This window comes from Yimella sp. RIT 621, assembly GCF_004146205.1.
Classification (GTDB): Bacteria; Actinomycetota; Actinomycetes; order Actinomycetales; family Dermatophilaceae; genus Yimella; species Yimella lutea.
The window spans coordinates 90,122-107,125 of the sequence record NZ_SEIP01000010.1; the positions used below are offsets into that span (position 1 = coordinate 90,122).

15 protein-coding genes are annotated in these 17,004 nt (G+C 66.8%); 5 read left to right on the top strand and 10 right to left on the bottom strand.

Annotated features, from left to right (window positions below):
- Positions 1-16: 16 nt before the first annotated feature.
- Positions 17-2,446: a DNA helicase PcrA gene (gene pcrA / locus EU513_RS10965; protein ID WP_129625936.1), complete on the bottom strand. Its 2,430-nt coding sequence runs from the start codon at positions 2,444-2,446 to the stop codon at positions 17-19.
- 132 nt (positions 2,447-2,578) lie between these two features.
- Here pcrA and EU513_RS10970 point away from each other — a divergent pair, with 132 nt between their 5' ends.
- Positions 2,579-3,094 (top strand): GNAT family N-acetyltransferase, encoded by a 516-nt coding sequence (locus EU513_RS10970; RefSeq protein ID WP_129625937.1) that lies wholly within the window; start codon positions 2,579-2,581, stop codon positions 3,092-3,094.
- A 52-nt stretch (positions 3,095-3,146) separates the two neighbouring features.
- On the opposite strand, the gene EU513_RS10975 is transcribed toward EU513_RS10970, so the two are convergent.
- Positions 3,147-3,596 carry a hypothetical protein gene (locus tag EU513_RS10975; RefSeq protein WP_129625938.1) on the bottom strand — a complete coding sequence of 150 codons (450 nt, stop codon included), beginning with the start codon at positions 3,594-3,596 and terminating at the stop codon, positions 3,147-3,149.
- Between the two features lie 66 nt (positions 3,597-3,662).
- On the opposite strand from EU513_RS10975, the gene EU513_RS10980 reads away from it, so the two are divergent.
- Positions 3,663-4,997 (top strand): serine hydrolase, encoded by a 1,335-nt coding sequence (locus EU513_RS10980; RefSeq protein ID WP_129625939.1) that lies wholly within the window; start codon positions 3,663-3,665, stop codon positions 4,995-4,997.
- Between the two features lie 58 nt (positions 4,998-5,055).
- On the opposite strand, the gene EU513_RS10985 is transcribed toward EU513_RS10980, so the two are convergent.
- The 4 genes from EU513_RS10985 to EU513_RS11000 all read right to left on the bottom strand — a co-directional run bounded on the left by EU513_RS10985 (position 5,056) and on the right by EU513_RS11000 (position 9,766).
- On the bottom strand, positions 5,056-5,463 hold the full coding sequence (locus tag EU513_RS10985; protein WP_168990248.1) for a DUF779 domain-containing protein: 408 nt from the start codon (positions 5,461-5,463) through the stop codon (positions 5,056-5,058).
- Positions 5,464-5,558: 95 nt separating this feature from the next.
- On the bottom strand, positions 5,559-7,082 hold the full coding sequence (locus EU513_RS10990) for an aldehyde dehydrogenase family protein (RefSeq protein ID WP_129625940.1): 1,524 nt from the start codon (positions 7,080-7,082) through the stop codon (positions 5,559-5,561).
- Between the two features lie 143 nt (positions 7,083-7,225).
- Positions 7,226-8,365 (bottom strand): GAF domain-containing protein, encoded by a 1,140-nt coding sequence (locus tag EU513_RS10995; RefSeq protein WP_129625941.1) that lies wholly within the window; start codon positions 8,363-8,365, stop codon positions 7,226-7,228.
- 255 nt (positions 8,366-8,620) lie between these two features.
- Positions 8,621-9,766, bottom strand: a complete 1,146-nt coding sequence (locus EU513_RS11000) for a glycosyltransferase family 4 protein (protein ID WP_129625942.1) — start codon at positions 9,764-9,766, stop codon at positions 8,621-8,623.
- A gap of 22 nt (positions 9,767-9,788) precedes the next feature.
- Between EU513_RS11000 and EU513_RS11005 the strand changes: the two genes are divergently transcribed.
- Together EU513_RS11005 and EU513_RS11010 are read left to right on the top strand one after the other, a co-directional pair.
- Positions 9,789-10,586, top strand: a complete 798-nt coding sequence (locus EU513_RS11005) for a PIG-L deacetylase family protein (RefSeq protein ID WP_370447357.1) — start codon at positions 9,789-9,791, stop codon at positions 10,584-10,586.
- Positions 10,583-11,668 (top strand): lysylphosphatidylglycerol synthase transmembrane domain-containing protein, encoded by a 1,086-nt coding sequence (locus EU513_RS11010; RefSeq protein ID WP_168990249.1) that lies wholly within the window; start codon positions 10,583-10,585, stop codon positions 11,666-11,668. The genes EU513_RS11005 and EU513_RS11010 overlap by 4 nt, the downstream gene beginning before the upstream one ends.
- A 3-nt stretch (positions 11,669-11,671) precedes the next feature.
- On the opposite strand, the gene EU513_RS15925 is transcribed toward EU513_RS11010, so the two are convergent.
- Complete coding sequence (locus EU513_RS15925) at positions 11,672-12,529, bottom strand: phosphatase PAP2 family protein (RefSeq protein WP_168990250.1); 858 nt, start codon at positions 12,527-12,529, stop codon at positions 11,672-11,674.
- Between the two features lie 149 nt (positions 12,530-12,678).
- Here EU513_RS15925 and EU513_RS11025 point away from each other — a divergent pair, with 149 nt between their 5' ends.
- On the top strand, positions 12,679-14,124 hold the full coding sequence (locus tag EU513_RS11025) for a sugar porter family MFS transporter (RefSeq protein ID WP_129625945.1): 1,446 nt from the start codon (positions 12,679-12,681) through the stop codon (positions 14,122-14,124).
- A gap of 141 nt (positions 14,125-14,265) precedes the next feature.
- Here the strand turns inward: EU513_RS11025 and guaA are convergent, their stop codons facing one another.
- The 3 genes from guaA to EU513_RS11040 are packed head-to-tail and all read right to left on the bottom strand — an operon-like array spanning position 14,266 to position 16,984.
- On the bottom strand, positions 14,266-15,843 hold the full coding sequence (gene guaA / locus EU513_RS11030; RefSeq protein ID WP_129625946.1) for a glutamine-hydrolyzing GMP synthase: 1,578 nt from the start codon (positions 15,841-15,843) through the stop codon (positions 14,266-14,268).
- A 9-nt stretch (positions 15,844-15,852) separates the two neighbouring features.
- On the bottom strand, positions 15,853-16,206 hold the full coding sequence (locus tag EU513_RS11035; protein ID WP_129625947.1) for a DUF3817 domain-containing protein: 354 nt from the start codon (positions 16,204-16,206) through the stop codon (positions 15,853-15,855).
- Entirely contained in the window at positions 16,199-16,984 is a 786-nt protein-coding gene (locus EU513_RS11040; RefSeq protein ID WP_129625948.1) for an SURF1 family protein, read from the bottom strand. The genes EU513_RS11035 and EU513_RS11040 overlap by 8 nt, the downstream gene beginning before the upstream one ends.
- Positions 16,985-17,004 lie beyond the last annotated feature (20 nt).

The following is a 17,004-nucleotide window of genomic DNA, read 5'->3' on the forward strand; positions in this document are numbered from 1 at the left end:
GGTTTGTTCGTTGTTCTCAGATCTTCTCGACCTTGCCGTACCGCAGCGCAAGACGCTTCACGCCGTAGTCACCGCCGAAGTCGATGTGTGCGATCGTACGATCCCCGCTGCCTTCGAGCCGGACGACGGTGCCCAACCCGAAGGAGTCGCTACTGACACGGTCACCTGCGTCGAGTGACGGAATCGGATGATTACCAGGGCTTTTCACACCCGGACGCGCGGCGAGACGGGCGACAGCAGGCGTGGATGACGGACGCATTCCGGTGGTCGCGACCCGCACCCAGTCGATGAGGTGACGCGGGATCTCGTCGAGGAACCGCGAGGGCGGGTTGTACTGCGGTGCACCCCAGGCAGACCGCACCTCCGCCCGCGAAATGTGCAATCGCTGTCTTGCTCGGGTGATGCCGACATAGGCGAGCCGGCGTTCTTCCTCGAGTTCCTTCGGATCACCCAGAGCCCGCATATGCGGGAACGTGCCGTCCTCCATCCCGGTGAGGAACACGACCGGGAACTCCAGGCCCTTCGCGGTGTGCAGAGTCATCAACGTGACGACGCCTTTGTCGTTCTCGTCACCCTTCGGGATCTCGTCGGCGTCGGCCACCAGCGAGACCTGCTCGAGGAAGTCCTCCAGCGACCCTTCGGGATAAGACTCGTCGAATTCCCTTGCGACTGCGACCAGTTCGGCGAGGTTCTCGATACGAGTCTCGTCCTGCGGGTCATGGCTGGCACGGAGTTCGGCGAGATAGCCGGACTTGTCGAGGATCACCTCGAGCAGGTCGCCGATGCCGTTGCCCTCGGTCTCGCGGGCCATCCGGAACTGTTCGAGGATCGAGGTGAAGTTCTCGATCGCGGCCACCGATCGGGTGGCGATGCCGGGGGCGTCCGCCGCTCGGCCGAGCGCGGCGATGAAAGTGATCCGTTCACGCTCGGCGAGCGCGGAGACGCAGGCTTCGGCACGGTCACCGATGCCGCGCTTGGGAGTGTTGAGGATGCGGCGCAGGTTAACCGTGTCGAGCGGATTGGAGACGACGCGCAGATAGGCGAGCGCGTCCTTGACCTCCTTGCGTTCGTAGAAGCGGGTGCCGCCGACGACCTTGTACGGCAGCCCGACGCGAACGAACACTTCTTCCAACGCGCGTGACTGAGCGTTAGTGCGGTAGAACACGGCGACGTCGCCCGGACGCACCCCATGGTCGTCACCGAGCGTGTCGATGGTGCGGGCTACGAAGGCCGCCTCGTCGTGTTCGGAGTCGGCGACGTAGCCGGTGATCATCGACCCGTCACCGGAGTCGGTCCAGAGGTTCTTCGGGCGGCGTCCTTCGTTCTTCTCAATGACCGCGTTGGCCGCCTGCAGGATGGTCTGCGTCGAGCGGTAGTTCTGCTCCAGCAAGATGGTGCGTGCGTCCGGGTAGTCCTGCTCGAACTCCACGATGTTGCGGATCGTCGCGCCGCGGAAGGCGTAGATCGACTGGTCGGCGTCACCGACGACACAGAGTTCGGCGGGCGGCACCTGACCGACGGCCGGATCGTCCGTACCGTGCCCGACCAACTCCTTCACCAGTTGGTACTGCGCGTGGTTGGTGTCCTGGTACTCATCGACCAGCACGTGCCGGAAACGGCGGTGGTAGTACTCGGCGACGTCCGGAAAGGCCTGCAGCACATGGACGGTGGTCATGATGAGGTCGTCGAAGTCGAGCGCGTTCGCCTGCCGCAGGCGGCGCTGGTACATCGTGTACGCCTCCGCGAGCATCCGCTCCTGATGCGTGCCCTCCCCCACCTGTCCGGCGTAGGTCTCCTCGTCGATCAACTCGTTCTTGAGGTTGCTCACCTGGTGGCTGAAGGAGCGCGGCGGGAAACGCTTGGGGTCGAGATCCATGTCGCGCATGACCATCGCCATCAGTCGCTGGCTGTCGGCCGCGTCGTAGATGGAGAAGGTCGACTTCAGACCGACCTTGGTCGCCTCGCGGCGCAGGATGCGCACGCACGCGGAGTGGAAGGTTGACACCCACATCATCTTGGCGGCGGGGCCGACCAGCGCCTCGACGCGTTCGCGCATCTCGGCGGCGGCCTTGTTGGTGAAGGTGATGGCGAGAATCTGACCGGGCTGGACGCCACGCGCACCCATCAGGTGCGCGATGCGGTGGGTGAGCACGCGTGTCTTGCCGGAGCCGGCACCGGCGACGATCAGCAGCGGCGAGCCGTGGTGCAGCACGGCTTCCTTCTGCTGGGGGTTAAGTCCTTCGATCAGCGACTCGGGGTCACGCATGGTCGGACGGTTCGGCCGCTCCCGGGGTTGTTCGGGCGCGTCGTGGCCCAGGCTCGCCCAGGTGGGGACGCCGTGCTCGTCGACGTCCGTCGCCGCGCCGGAGGAACCGGGCGCGCGGTGCGGTGACGCCGAATCGGGGGTCAGGCCGGGCAGGGGAAGGTCGTCGAACAAGCTGCTCATCTCACCGTCCAGGGTACGTCGCGCCACCGACGACCCCGAAGTCTGCGCCGATCATCGCAAAAGTGTGCCCAGCATGTGCCGCCGTCACGACACCCCGAACCCTCGGCGAAAGCGCCGGATAGCCTCGCCACCATGATCCGCCTGGTCGAACCGTCCGAAGCTCTCCGCGACTCATGGTTTAAGTCGATCGCCGAGTTCGGCGGCGATCATGTGCACGGCTACTCGATCTTCGGGTTCACCGCAAAGGAGCTCGCTGACCCCGACGGCTTCGGACGGTGGTTGGCACAGCAACGTCGTAACCTCACCGACCCCCCGGAGGGTTTCGTCCCCGCCGCGCTGTACTGGATCGTCGATGACACCGACCCGGATCAGGTGCTGGGCTCGCTCAGCCTCCGCCTCCGCCTCAACGACTTCCTGCTCGAGGAGGGTGGGCACATCGGCTATGGCGTGCGCCCGTCAGCCCGTCGGCGTGGGGTCGCGACTGCGGCACTCGCTGCCTCGCTCGGCACGGCGCGCGAGCACGGACTGGCCCGGGTGCTGGTGACCTGCGACGAGGACAACGAGGCTTCTCGACGCACGATCGAGCGATGCGGCGGTGTGCTGGAGGACGTGCGCAAGGACAAGCGCCGCTACTGGATCTCGCTCTAGCCGAAAGTCCGCATGACTCGCGGGCCGACTCGCTGAGCGCGCGGACTTTCGTTCACAGGCGCGGCACGAGCCAAGCGGCCGTCATGGTCAGGCCCGCGAGCACGAAGCCGCAGATGATCGTGGTGACGAACCCGTCGAAGCCCGAACGGCGGGGTCGAACGACCTCGGGATGCATCAATTCCCGCACCGCGTAGGCAGCGAACCCCAGTCCGAGTGGGACGCCCGCGATCCAGAACCAGTACCAGCGGGTGCCGCGCACCGGTCTCGGCCCGAAGACGATGAACGCCAAGGCGGCGAGTCCGAACGCCAGGCCCACCGTGCTCGCCGGCGTCCTGCGTTCGAGGCTGAACGATGAGTCCGGGCCGACCTGCTTGGTCAACCACTCGGTCACGGACCTGCGTTGCAGGTCGGAGAAGTAGGAGGTGTTGTGATCGACCGAGCCGGCAACGTCCGGGACCTCGATCCAGTGCGGGTGGTTCGCTCGGTCGAGCCAGACGATCACAGCCCCAGGCCACCTCGCCGACAAGGGAATCGCCGAAGAAGCGTGCGCCCCTGATTGGATGATCCGGTGGAAATCGAGTCTTCGCTGCGCCATGAACTGATCACCCGCCAACGCCGGCACCGTGCACCGTCGGTGTCGATTGCGCTGATCCGTGACGGTGAGGTCGTCTGGTCGGATGCCGCCGGGCATCCGACCGGACGCCCCGGCTCCCCTACCGCGACCCCGCAGACGCCGTACCGGATCGGATCGATCACCAAGACCTTCGTCGCCGTCGCCGTCCTGCAATTGGTGCGAGACGGCGCAGTCGCCCTCGACGACCCGATCACCGACCACCTTCCGGAGCTGGACGAGTCCGTGCGGGGGGTCACCGTCGGGTCGCTGCTCAACCATTCCAGCGGACTCCATGCCGAGACGCAGGGGCCATGGTGGGAACGCAGCGACGGCCTCACCTGGAAGCAACTGCTGCCCAGCGTGCGCCGGGCGCACCGTCCCGGAGCACGGTTCCACTACTCCAACGTCGGGTACGCGGTCGCCGGTGAACTCGTTGCCCGGCACCGAGATTCGTGCTGGTTCGATGCCGTCCGAAACGGAATCCTCGACCCGCTCGAGCTGACCCGCACGACCTACGAACGACCGGACGACGCCGCACCCGGATGGGCGGTCCACCCGCACGCCGATCTGCTGCACGACGAACCCACACACGATTCCCGAGCGATGGCCCCTGCCGGCCAGTTGTGGTCGACCGTCGGCGATCTCGCGGCCTGGGCGCGGTTCCTCGCACGTGGTGACGAACGCGTTCTGCCCGACGACCTCCGCCTCGACATGCACGTCCCCGGCGTCGTCGACGACACACCGGGCGGACGCTGGTCGCGCGCCTACGGGCTCGGCCTGGACGTCTTCAACATCGACGGACGCCGGTTCATCGGCCACGGCGGTTCGATGCCCGGCTACCTTGCGGCGCTCCGCATCGACCCAGTGACCGGGGACGGCTTCGCCGTGCAGGCAAACACGACCGGCAACTTCGATCTCGACCTGGGTTACGACCTGCTCAAGCGGTTCGACGAGCTGAGTCCACGCGACGATGAGCCGTGGACCGCAACGGGATCCATCGAGTCACTCGACATCACGGGAACCTGGTTCTGGGGGCCGCGGGAGCATGTTGCAACGTTGCACGGCGGCGTCCTCGAACTTCGTCCGGTACGAGTCGGCCGCGGTTCCCGGTTCGCGATGAGGGAGGGCGTTTGGGTCGGGCTGGAGGACTACTACGCCGGCGAGCGACTGCAGATGCACGTCGAGGATGGCGCGCAGTACCTCGATCTCGGCAGCTTCCGGTTCACCCGGACGCCGTACGACCCGGACGCCGACCTGCCCGGCGGCGCACACCCGGACGGCTGGCACTGAGCGAAAGTCCGCAGGACTCGCGGGTCAGCCCTGCGGAACTGCGGACTTTCGAGCGGGCCTACAGCAATCGCAACTGCTCCAACTCGTCCTCGCTGAACATCCGCGACCGGATGAGGAAGCGGACACCCTCGGGCGCCTCCAACGAGAACCCGCTCCCGCGTCCGGGCACCACATCGACGGTGAGGTGGGTGTGCTTCCAGTACTCGTACTGCGACTCGCTCATGTAGAACGGCACCGGTTTGTCGACGCCGTCGATCTCGACCTCCTGCAGCAGCACGTCGACGTCGCCGATGATGAAGTCGCCGTCCGGGTAACACATGGGCGCGCTGCCGTCGCAGCATCCGCCGGACTGGTGGAACATCACCGGCCCGTTGCGTTCGACCAGGGTGCGGACGAGGTCTGCCGCAGCATCCGTGAACGCCACCCGTTCGAGTGCGGTGCTCGCCACCATCGGTTCGTCAGTCATGTGTGCACTTCCGTTCGTGCTTGCCTGCGGCTGGATGCGAAAGTCCGCAGGACGCGCGGGTCGACTCGCTCGTCCTGCGGACTTTCGGCTGTCTGTCAGAAGAATCCGAGCGCGTCCGGGGAGTAGGACACGAGCAGGTTCTTCGTCTGCTGGTAGTGATCGAGCATCATCTTGTGGTTCTCGCGGCCGATGCCGGACTGCTTGTAGCCACCGAACGCGGCGTGCGCCGGGTAGGCGTGGTAACAGTTCGTCCAGACGCGTCCGGCCTTGATGCCGCGGCCCATCCGGTAAGCCTGCGCGCCGTCGCGCGACCACACGCCGGCACCCAAGCCGTACAGGGTGTCGTTGGCGGTCTTCAGCGCGTCGGCCTCCTCATCGAAGCTGGTGACCGAGACGACCGGCCCGAAGATCTCCTCCTGGAAGATCCGCATCGAGTTGTCGCCCTCGAACACCGTCGGCTGCACGTAGTAGCCGCCGTCGAGATCGCCCCCGAGCGAGGCGACGTCGCCGCCGGTGAGCACCTTCGCGCCCTCTTGCTTGCCGATGTCGAGGTAGCTCTTGATCTTCTCGAGCTGGTCGTTGGACGCCTGCGCACCCATCGTGGTCTCGGTGTCGAGCGGGTTGCCCATCTTGATCTTCTCGACGCGAGCAACAGCGTCCTTCATGAAGTCGCTGTAGATCGAACTCTGGACGAGCGCGCGCGAGGGACAGGTGCAGATCTCGCCCTGGTTGAGGGCGAACATCGCGAAGCCCTCCTGCGCCTTGTCGTAGAACGCGTCGTTCTGCGAGGCGACGCTGTCGAAGAAGATGTTCGGCGACTTGCCACCGAGCTCCAGGGTCACCGGGATGATGTTCTGGCTGGCGTACTGCATGATCAACCGGCCGGTCGTGGTCTCGCCGGTGAAGGCGATCTTGGCGATGCGCGGGCTGGAGGCCAGCGGCTTGCCGGCCTCGGTGCCGAACCCGTTGACGATGTTGAGCACGCCCGGGGGAAGCAGGGGACCGATGAGTTCGGCGAGCTTGAGGATCGACCACGGGGTCTGCTCGGCCGGCTTCAACACGACCGCGTTGCCGGCGGCGAGCGCCGGGGCAAGCTTCCACACCGCCATCAGGATCGGGAAGTTCCACGGGATGATCTGGCCGACGACGCCCAGCGGCTCGTGGAAGTGGTACGCGATCGTGTTCTCGTCGATCTCGCTGATGCTGCCCTCCTGGCCGCGCAGCGCTCCGGCGAAGTAGCGGAAGTGGTCGATCGCGAGCGGGATGTCGGCGGCGAGCGTCTCGCGCACGGCCTTGCCGTTGTCCCAGGACTCGATGACCGCGATGTCCTCGAGGTTCGCCTCCATGACGTCGGCGATCTTCAGCAGAATGTTCGAGCGGTCGGTGGCGGAGGTGCGTCCCCACGAGTCGGCCGCGTTGTGGGCCGCGTCGAGCGCAGCTTCGATGTCCTCGGCGGTGCCTCGACCCACCTGGGTGAACACCTGTCCGGTCTGCGGGGCGTAGTTGTCGAAGTACTCGCCCTTCTTGGGCGGGACGAACTCGCCGCCGATGTAGTGGCCGTATCGGTCCTCGACCTTGATCTTCGAACCGGACGTGCCGGGGCGCTCGAACACAGGCATCGCTGTCTCCCATCGTCGTTGTTGGTGCGATGGGTGTGACGCTAATCACGTCGACGTTGCATCGACGTTGCAACATCTGCGCCGCCTTCGTCGGGCGGTCCGATCAGCGGAACGCGGTCATCCCGCCGACGGTAGCGGCCGGGTCAGGCCAGACGTTGGAGGTGCGCCTGCGCCACCGAGCGCATCGGTGACCCGATCGGTAGCAAGCCGGCGAGGGCGGCCCACGCCTCGTGGTCGTCGGCTCCCCACGGGTGCCGCGTCCACGACATCAGCAGGTCGCTGCGTCCGCTCGACCGCACCGCGGCTGCGAGCGCCGCATGCACCCGCTCGCGCAGTTCGACGACGCCCGGTGCGTCCGAGCGCGGCAGCAACGGGCCGCGGTATCGCTGCACGGCTCCGGCGACGTCGCCCTGCTCCAACAGGTCGAGCACGACCGACCAGTCGCTGTGCACCGGCATGAGCAGTCGATAGGGCCGGGAGGCGAACAGGTCGTCGCCGAGCACCGTCCGCAGCCGTTGCAGTTCGGCCCGCACGGTCGATCGACCCGACTCGAACTCGTAGAGGCCGCAAGCGATCTCATCGCCCGACATGCCGTCGGCGCGACCGGCCAGCAGGGTGACGATCTCGCTGTGGCGCGGGCTCAAAGCGACCGTGCGCTCGCCGACGGACACCACCGCCGAGTCGACCCCGAGCCCGCTGAGACGCACCCCGGTGGGGGCCGGCGAACCGATGCGGTGCAACTCCATCTCGGCCAATCGGGCCGCGGCACGCAGCATCGCCATCGTCTGCGGGACGACGATGTGGTCTGCGCCGGTGACGTCGACGGCACCGATGACCCCGCCGCTGTGCGGGTCGCGGATCGGCACCGCAACGCACGACCAGCGGTGCACCGACTCCAGGAAATGTTCCTGCTGGCGGACGACGACCGGCTCGCCGAGCGCGATCGCGGTGCCGGGCGCGTTCGTGCCGACCACCCGCTCGTCCCAGGAGGCACCCTCTGCGAAACCGATCCGCTCCGCCTTGTCGAGCGCGTCGTTGCTCCCCCGAACGAACAGCAACTGCCCGTTCTCGTCGGCCACCGCCAACAGCGCATCGCAATCGACGATCGCCTGTTCGAGCACGTCGTGCAGCACCGGCATCGCGCGCCACAGCGGATGCGCGCGGCGATAGTCCTCGAGCGAGCCGCCACTGAGCACCAGCGGTGCCTGCTCCTCGCTCGCGCGAACGCCGGCGTCGAGCGAACGGCGCCATGAGTCGGCGACCACCGGGCGGACGAAGGACATACCCCAGTAGACAACGCAACGGGTCCAAACGAAAGCGGTTCCGACGATTCAGACCGACTCACATCCGAGGCTGCTCCAGCGTCTACACGTCATGATGAAGCACTGCGTACTGGAGTCCGTCATCGGATAGCTGACGATCGTCGCGGACGATGACTCGATCGTCGGCATCTACTACCTCGGTCACTGGGTCATGGATCGCAAGCGTTTCCTGCTTGATCTGGAAGAAGCCCATGAGGTGAGGGAAAAGCGTCTGTTCTAGCGCTCGTTCATCTGCTCGATCGCGCGCTCGTACTCCGCCTCGACCATCTGCACGACGCTCGGCCACGACTCCTTCGGCAGCACCGACGTGTTGTGCGCGATCATCTTCTCCCGCATCGAGACGTCGGTGAGGAGCCGGACGAGCGCGTCCGACATACCGGCGTCGTCGCCCGCGAGCAGGCCATTGACGCGATGCTCCACGAACTCCGACACCCCGCTCTTGCGCGGCGCCACGATCGGGAGCCCGGTGGTCCGTGCCTCGAGCGCCGCGATACCGAAGGCCTCGAGCTCCGCCGGCGCGATGTAGATGTCGGAGAGGCGATACCGCTCCTGCACCTGCATCCGCGTCATTCGTCCGGGCGCGCTGAACCAGTTCTGCGCACGCAGGCGCCTCACTTTGCTCTCGACCTTTCCGCGCAGCGGTCCCTCCCCCAGTACCTCGAGCCGAACGTCGACGTCCGGCACCTGACGGCGTGCCTCGTGCACGATGTCGAGCAGTTCGAGGGGGCGCTTGCGACCCATCAGACGCATCGCCGACACGATGCGTACCGGCTCGTCCGGACTCTTGGGCGCACGCGGCAACGGTGCCCACTGCTGGGTGTCGATGCCGTTGGGCAGGATCGCGACCTTGTGCTGCAGACCGGCCAGCGACATCACCGGCGCCGCCGCGACACCGGAGACCGCAGACAGCGCGGCACCCGATTTGGCCCACCGCGCGACATAACCCGCCAGGCGGATCGGCGCCTCCATCCGGGCGTGCAGCGAGTGCCAGGTGACGGCGGTCGGCAGATCCAGGTCGAGCGCGACCCGGGCGCAGTCCATCGAGAACGGCGCAACGACCCCCATATGGACGTGGGCCACATCGAACTGTCCCGCACGCAGCAGACGACGCAACGTCGGCGGGGCGAGCGGGTTGATCGGCAGGCCGTGCGGCATCGGAATCGCCAAGCGGTGCACAGGGATACCGTCGATGATCTCGAGTTCGTTGCGTCGCTGGCCCGGCTCGCGGGTGGCGGTGAAGGCGACAACCTCGTGCCCGGCGCGGGTGAGGTGACGGGCCAGATCGTGTACTTGGACCTCGATACCGCCCAGCCTGGGCAGGTAGCAGTCCGACAACAGGGCCACCTTCACGGGCGTAAGCATGTCATGCGCGAGAATGTCCGCGATGTCGCACACACTGGTGACGTTCCACGCACACCCTGACGATGAAGCCCTGCTCACAAGCGGCACGATGGCCAAGGCCGCCGCCGCAGGGCACCGGGTGGTGCTCGTGACAGCGACCGACGGGGGGCTCGGTTTGGCGGCAGGTGAATATCGGGACGACGGCGGGCTCGGCGCGCGCCGGCTCGCCGAACTCCGGCGCAGCGCGGACGCACTCGGGGTGGCCCGTGTCGTCCACCTCGGTTACGCCGATTCGGGGATGGAAGGCCGAGCTCCTGACAACGGGTTCGTCACCGCGTCCGCGGACGAGGCCGCCGGACGGCTGGCCGAGGTGCTCGACGAGGAGGACGCCGACGTCCTGACCAGCTACGACTCGGGCGGCGGCTACGGCCACCGCGACCACGTTCGGGTGCACGAGGTCGGTGCGCTCGCCGCCGAGATGGCGGGCACGAAACGGGTGCTGGAGGCGACCGTTCCGCGCGACCTTCTGGTCGGCGCTCTCAAAGCTGTGTCGAAGGTCTACACCTTCCCGGACGCGTTCGACATCGAGGTCTACGAGCGGGCGTTCACCGCCCGCAGGAACATCACCCATCGAATCGACGTGCACCGGCACATCGCCGCCAAGCGCGCCGCGATGGCAGCGCACGCGTCCCAGGCAACCGCGGACGACGGCGACCGCACGCTCGCGGCGTTCCTTCGCATTCCGCGCCCGGTCTACGACCTGGTGTTCGGTCGCGAATGGTTCGTCGACCCGGCCCACGAGGGCCCGGTCGCCCGGGACGTCTTCGCGGGGCTCGCATGACCGAACCCGACATGGAACTCGCGCAGGACACCATCGATGTCCAGCCCGAGATGCCCAAGTTCACCTGGAAGAGCGCGGTCAACGCGCTGCTCGGGATGGGGCTGGCAGCCGCCCTCATCATCTGGGGGCTGCCCTGGCTGGCCAAGACCACCTGGACGGAGATCGGAGTTCGGCTGCAGACGGTCGGTCTGCTCCCCTCGCTCGGATTCGCCGCGCTCATGCTGGCCGGCCTGTGGATCTACACCTTCACGCTCACCGCGTCCTGGCCAGGAATCACTCATACGCGGGCCGCGATCGTCAACGTCACCGGCTCTGCCGTCGCCAACACGATGCCCGGCGGCGGTGCGACGGCGCTCGCCGCCAGTTGGGTGATCCTGCGGTCGTGGGGATTCAAACGACGGGCCATCTCCACCGGTCTCATCGTCAGCGGTGTGTGGAACGTCCTGGCGCGGATCGCCTTGCCGCTCCTCGGGATCGTGCTGGTTTCCCGCAACAAGCACGACCTCCCACCGGCGGTGAGCAACGGCGCCTGGTGGGGCGGGGTCGCCGGCCTGCTGCTCCTGGTCGGCTTCATCGTCGCGCTCACCAGCCCGGTCCGTACCCGAAAGCTCGGCTCCTGGCTGGACCGCCGAGTCAGCCCGCTCATCGCTCGGGTGCGCAAAGGTCGCCAACCGCGCCTCGAGCACCTGCTCGTCGACCAACAGTCGCGGATGTCCGCCCTCACCCGGCGTGGTTGGTTCCCGATGACGCTCGGGGTGGTCGGACAACTGCTGATCTGGTTCGTGCTCTTCTGGCAGATCATGCGGGCGGTCGGTGTGGACCTGCCGGTGACCGACCTGTTTGCCGCGTACGCCATCGGTAGCCTGCTGCGCGCCGTCGGCATCACCCCGGGGGGTCTGGGCGTGGCCGAGGCCGGCATCATCCTGGTGCTGGGTAGTTGGGGCGCCGACCACACCTCCGCCGCGGCCGGCGCGCTGCTCTACGCGATCTTCACCAACGTGGCCGAGATCCCGCTCGGCGCACTGGGTTGGCTCGCATGGTGGATGGGACCCAAGGCCGCGCATGCGGCCGAGGACGACTGAGGCTCAGGCGAGTTCGCGGTCAGCCAGCCACGCGACCAGCGTGACGGTGCCGGCGCAGACGATCACCATGCCGAGGAGGACGGCCAGCGCTGCAACCTGTTCGATCCCCTGGCCGCCGAGCACAAAACCGAGTGCGAAGAAGGCCAGGCACGACACGAGGACCACCACGCCGAGCATCTTCAGGTAGTCCCCCATCGGGCGCGAATGTGCGGGTCGGGCCCCGCGTTGGACGAGCGTCGCGACCAGGACGGCGAGGGCGGCCCAACCGAGGCAGACTGCCGCCGCCGCGGCGATGTCGGACGGACGGTGCCAGCGTCCGGCGATCGTGCCGACTCCGATCGTGCTGGCCACGATCGCGCCGACGACTGTCACGACAGCGCGCCAACCGCGCGATGACACAAGGACGGCGCCGATGGCCCACAACATCGCCGCCGTCGTGTGACCGCTCGGCAGTGAGTTCGGCAGGCTGCCGACGCGTTCGAACACTGCGTGCTTGAGCACCTGAGTAGTCGCCGTGGCACCCAGGACTGCCAGCACGGTAGCTGCAGCGACTGCGTGACGACCACGTCGGATCGCGACGAATGTCGTCACCGCCAGGATCGCGATGACGGTGACCGGTGACACGGTGCCACTCCACGCGTTGATCCGGTCGAACGCCTCGGGTGGGCCCCCCAGGAAACTCATCAACCGGTTGTCCAGACGGGCACCGGCGAGATTGTGCAGGAACACCTTCACCAGGACGGCACCGGTCAGCGCTGATCCGAGCATCGCTGCGAGCAGCACGAACACTGCCGAAGCAGGTGGCTGCGTCGAGCGGGACGAGGTCCGGCGAAGGTTCTGGGTGCGGTCGATCGTGGACATCACCGTGCTCAACGCACGATGCCGACAAATTGCTCCGCCAGATCGCTCACACCTGGCCGGACGAGAACCCCCCTGCTCGCCTGGCCCAGGCGTAGCGTTCTCTGGCACCACCCCTCACACCCGTCACATCAGTAGGAAGCGAGACGGCCATGAGCGAACACGGCCCGGTTTCGGACGAGGAATCGATCTACGACGACTCCGACACCGCAAGTGGCAAGAGCGCCGTCCGGATCGCGTCCGTCGCGGCGCTCGGCGGATTCCTGTTCGGCTACGACAGCGCGGTCATCAACGGTGCAGTCTCCGCGATCGAGAAGAAGTTCGAGGTCGGTTCCGCCTCCCTCGGATTCGCGGTCGCGTCCGCCCTGCTCGGCGCCGCGGCGGGTGCTGTGTACGCCGGACGCCTGGCGGACAAGGTCGGGCGCCTGTCGGTCATGAAGCTCGCCGCCATTCTGTTCTTCATCAGCGCGATCGGCACCGGTTTCGCCCAGAGTCTGTGGATGGTCGTGTTGTTCCGCATCGTCGGCGGTCTCGGCGTCGGTGCAGCCTCGGTGATTGCGCCTGCCTACATCGCCGAGATCGCTCCCGCAGGTATCCGTGGGCGACTCGGGTCCCTGCAGCAACTCGCGATCGTCACCGGCATCTTCACCTCGCTGCTGGTCGACTACCTGCTCGCCGCTGCTGCAGGATCGTCACACGACGAGCTCTGGCTCGGGCTGGAGGCCTGGCGTTGGATGTTCCTCGCGATGGCCGTCCCCGCGGTGATCTACGGACTGTTGTCGACCACCATCCCTGAGTCGCCGCGTTACCTGATCGCCACCCACAAGATCCCCGAAGCTCGCAAGGTGCTCTCCACCTTGCTCGGGCAGCGCAACCTCGAGGTGAAGATCGACCGGATCCAGCGGTCGCTGCACCGCGAGGACAAGCCGTCGATGGCCGACCTCAAGGGACCCGCGCTCGGACTCATGCCGATCGTCTGGATCGGCATCGGGTTGTCGGTCTTCCAGCAGTTCGTTGGCATCAACGTGATCTTCTACTACTCCAACGTGCTTTGGGAGGCCGTCGGATTCAGCGAGCAGGACTCGTTCAAGATCACCGTCATCACCTCGGTCGTCAATATCGTCACCACGCTCATCGCAATCGCCACCGTCGACAAGGTCGGGCGTAAACCATTGCTGCTCATCGGTTCTGCCGGAATGGCCGTCTCACTGTCGGTGATGGCGTTCGTGTTCCAGACCGCGAAGATCGTCACCGTCGATGGCGAGGCCACCCCACAGTTGAGCGACGCGCAGGGCATCACCGCCCTCGTCGCGGCCAACGTGTTCGTGGTCGCGTTCGGCATGTCCTGGGGACCCATCGTCTGGGTGCTTCTCGGCGAGACCTTCCCCAACCGGATGCGCGCCGCTGCGCTCGCCCTGGCCGCCGGCGCCCAGTGGGTCGCCAACTGGGTCGTCACCGTCAGCTTCCCGTCGCTGCGCGACGTGTCGCTCGGCATCACGTACGGCATCTACGCCGTGTTCGCGGTGCTGTCGTTCATCTTCGTCAAGAAGTGGGTGCGCGAGACCAAGGGCATGGAACTGGAGGACATGGCCGACTGATCTCGATCGGTTGCAATAACGACCGGATCCCTTGACTACAGGCGTAGTCAAGGGATCCGGTCGTTATTGCGGCCGTTGTCAGACAGTCACTTCCACTCGATGGTCCCCGGCGGCTTCCCACCCCAGGGTCGATGGATCAGCTCACTCCCATTCAATGGTTCCCGGCGGCTTGCTCGTGACGTCCAGGACGACGCGGTTGACCTCGGACACCTCGTTGGTGATGCGGTTCGAGATCTTGGCGAGCACGTCGTAAGGCACGCGCGTCCAGTCGGCGGTCATCGCGTCCTCGGACGACACCGGGCGCAGCACGATCGGGTGACCGTAGGTGCGTCCGTCGCCCTGCACACCCACCGAGCGGACGTCGGCGAGCAACACCACCGGGCACTGCCAGATGTCGCGGTCGAGCCCGGCGGCGGTGAGTTCCTCGCGGGCGATCTTGTCGGCAGCGCGCAGGATGTCCAGTCGCTCGGCCGTGACCTCACCGACGATTCGGATACCGAGGCCGGGGCCCGGGAACGGCTGGCGCCAGACGATGTCCTCGGGCACGCCGAGTTCGAGGCCGACCTTGCGCACCTCGTCCTTGAACAGCGAGCGCAATGGTTCGACCAGCTTGAACTGGATGTCGTCGGGCAAGCCGCCGACGTTGTGGTGCGACTTGATGTTCGCAGCGCCCGTACCCCCACCGGATTCGACGACGTCCGGGTAGAGCGTGCCCTGCACCAGCCACTTGACCGGGTGTTCCTCGTCGCCACGGTCCGCCACGATGTCGCGGGCGGCCTGCTCGAACACGCGGATGAACTCGCGTCCGATGATCTTGCGCTTCTCCTCCGGGTCGCTGACTCCGGCGAGCGCCTCGAGGTAGCGGTCCTTCGCATCGATCACGACCAGGTCGACCCCTGTCGCGGCGACGAAGTCCTTCTCCACCTGCTCGGCCTCGCCATCACGCAGCAGACCGTGGTCGACGAACACGCAGGTCAACTGATCGCCGACGGCCTTCTGGACGAGGGCTGCCGCCACGGACGAGTCGACGCCGCCGGAGAGAGCGCAGATCGCGCGGTCTTCACCGATTTTCTCCTTCACCTCGGCGGCGAGTTCCTCGACCATCGCGTCCGGGGTCCAGTCGGCTTCGAGACCGGCGCCACGCCACAGGAAGTTCTCCATCACGCGCTGACCGAAGGTGGAGTGCATGACTTCCGGGTGCCATTGCACGCCGTAGAGCTTGCGGTCGTCGTCCTCGAATGCAGCGACCTCGGCACCCGGCGTGGTCGCGGTGACGCGGACACCGTCCGGCGCCTTGGACGCCGAGTCGCCGTGGCTCATCCACACCGACTGCTCGCTGGGCTGACCGTTGAACAAGGTGGAGGACGTGTCGGTGATCGACGCCTCGGTGGCGCCGTACTCACGCAGTCCGGTGTGTTCGACCGTGCCACCCATCGCGTTGACCATCGCCTGGAAGCCGTAACAGATACCGAGCACCGGCACGCCGCCGTCCAACAGGGCGGGTTCGAGCGAGGGCGCACCTTCGGCGTAGACCGATGACGGGCCGCCGGAGAGCACGATCGCGGCCGGCTGCTTGGCCAGCATCTCGGCCGTGCTCATCGTGTGCGGGACGACCTCGCTGTAGAGGTTGGCCTCGCGCACACGGCGTGCGATGAGCTGGGCGTATTGGGCGCCGAAGTCGACGACGAGGACGGGGTGTTCCTGAAGCGGAGCGGTCACCGCTTGAGTCTATCGAGCGGGGTGCCCTGCCCCGGCCAGCTGCCCCTGCACCTCGCGAGTGACCTTCTTCTCCAGCCAGAACGACAGCAGTGGCACGAACGCGGTGAGGATGTATCCGACCATGCGCCCCATGGGCCAGCGCAGCTTGCTGCCGAGGTTGTAGGTGGCGGCGACAAAACCCATGAACAGCAGCCCGTGCACCGGCGACCACCACGACAGGGCGTCGTTGTCCATCCCGTACTTGAGCACCATCTCCACCACCAACACGATCAGCGCGACTCCGGCGATCAGCGCGGTGATGCGGAAGAAGGTCAGGGCGCTGCGGACTCGCTGTGTGTCCTCGGTCGGGTACTGCTCAGACATTGCTCTCCTCGACGGCGGTCGGTTCATTGTCGGTGGACGTCGGGCGGCGGCGACGCTCGGGTGGTCCGTACACGTCGTCGCGCAACATCCGCCAGAAGACGTAGATGGCGAAGATCGCGAAGACCCACCACTGGAAGGCGTACATCAGGTTCACGAACCGGAACCCGTGCGTCGGGTTCGGCGGGGGTGGCGGGACGCGGGTGATCGAGTCGTCCGTCGCATTCGGCTTCTCCTCGAGCGCGAACAGGAAGGCGTTGTAGAGGTCTCCGCCCCACTCGTTGAGCTTGGCCGGAAGGTCGATCGAACCCGATTGTCCCGCGGGATACGTTCCGACAGAAGGAGATTCACCCGGCGCCATACCGCCGGTCACCGTTACATCGATGCGCGTCGGCTTCGAGGCGGCGGACGGGGAGGTCACGAATCCCCGCAGGATCACCAGTCGGGCGCCCGTCGTCCGCTGAATCATGGGCGTCACGACCCAGTAGCCGGACTGCCCGTCGAGGCGGCGGTCTGCGACCAGGAACTGTTTGTCGGGTTCGTAACGGCCCTGTGCGGTGACGCGGCGGGACGACTCGATCGCAGGAAACGTCTCGTGCGGTTTCAGCAGCTCGGTGATCGGGACCACCGGCTTGGTCGGGGCCTTGGCGACCTCCTGGTTGGTGCCGCGATCCTTGGCCACGTTGAGCTGCCACAGCCCGGCGAAACCCATGCCGCCGACGACCACTGCGAGCAGGATCAGCAACGCGGTCCAGCGCAGGGTGAACAGTCGACGCAGCACCTGGCCAGCCTAAGCCGCTA

Bases quoted from the DNA above. Each gene is read 5' to 3' on its own strand.
- EU513_RS11025 (WP_129625945.1), top strand. From the start codon at position 12,679: ATGAGCGAACACGGCCCGGTTTCGGACGAGGAATCGATCTACGACGAC.
- EU513_RS11005 (WP_370447357.1), top strand. From the start codon at position 9,789: ATGTCGCACACACTGGTGACGTTCCACGCACACCCTGACGATGAAGCC.
- EU513_RS11010 (WP_168990249.1), top strand. From the start codon at position 10,583: ATGACCGAACCCGACATGGAACTCGCGCAGGACACCATCGATGTCCAG.
- EU513_RS11035 (WP_129625947.1), bottom strand. From the start codon at position 16,206: ATGTCTGAGCAGTACCCGACCGAGGACACACAGCGAGTCCGCAGCGCC.
- EU513_RS11000 (WP_129625942.1), bottom strand. From the start codon at position 9,766: ATGCTTACGCCCGTGAAGGTGGCCCTGTTGTCGGACTGCTACCTGCCC.
- EU513_RS15925 (WP_168990250.1), bottom strand. From the start codon at position 12,529: ATGTCCACGATCGACCGCACCCAGAACCTTCGCCGGACCTCGTCCCGC.
- EU513_RS10990 (WP_129625940.1), bottom strand. From the start codon at position 7,082: ATGCCTGTGTTCGAGCGCCCCGGCACGTCCGGTTCGAAGATCAAGGTC.
- EU513_RS10970 (WP_129625937.1), top strand. From the start codon at position 2,579: ATGATCCGCCTGGTCGAACCGTCCGAAGCTCTCCGCGACTCATGGTTT.
- EU513_RS10985 (WP_168990248.1), bottom strand. From the start codon at position 5,463: ATGACTGACGAACCGATGGTGGCGAGCACCGCACTCGAACGGGTGGCG.
- pcrA (WP_129625936.1), bottom strand. From the start codon at position 2,446: ATGAGCAGCTTGTTCGACGACCTTCCCCTGCCCGGCCTGACCCCCGAT.
- EU513_RS10995 (WP_129625941.1), bottom strand. From the start codon at position 8,365: ATGTCCTTCGTCCGCCCGGTGGTCGCCGACTCATGGCGCCGTTCGCTC.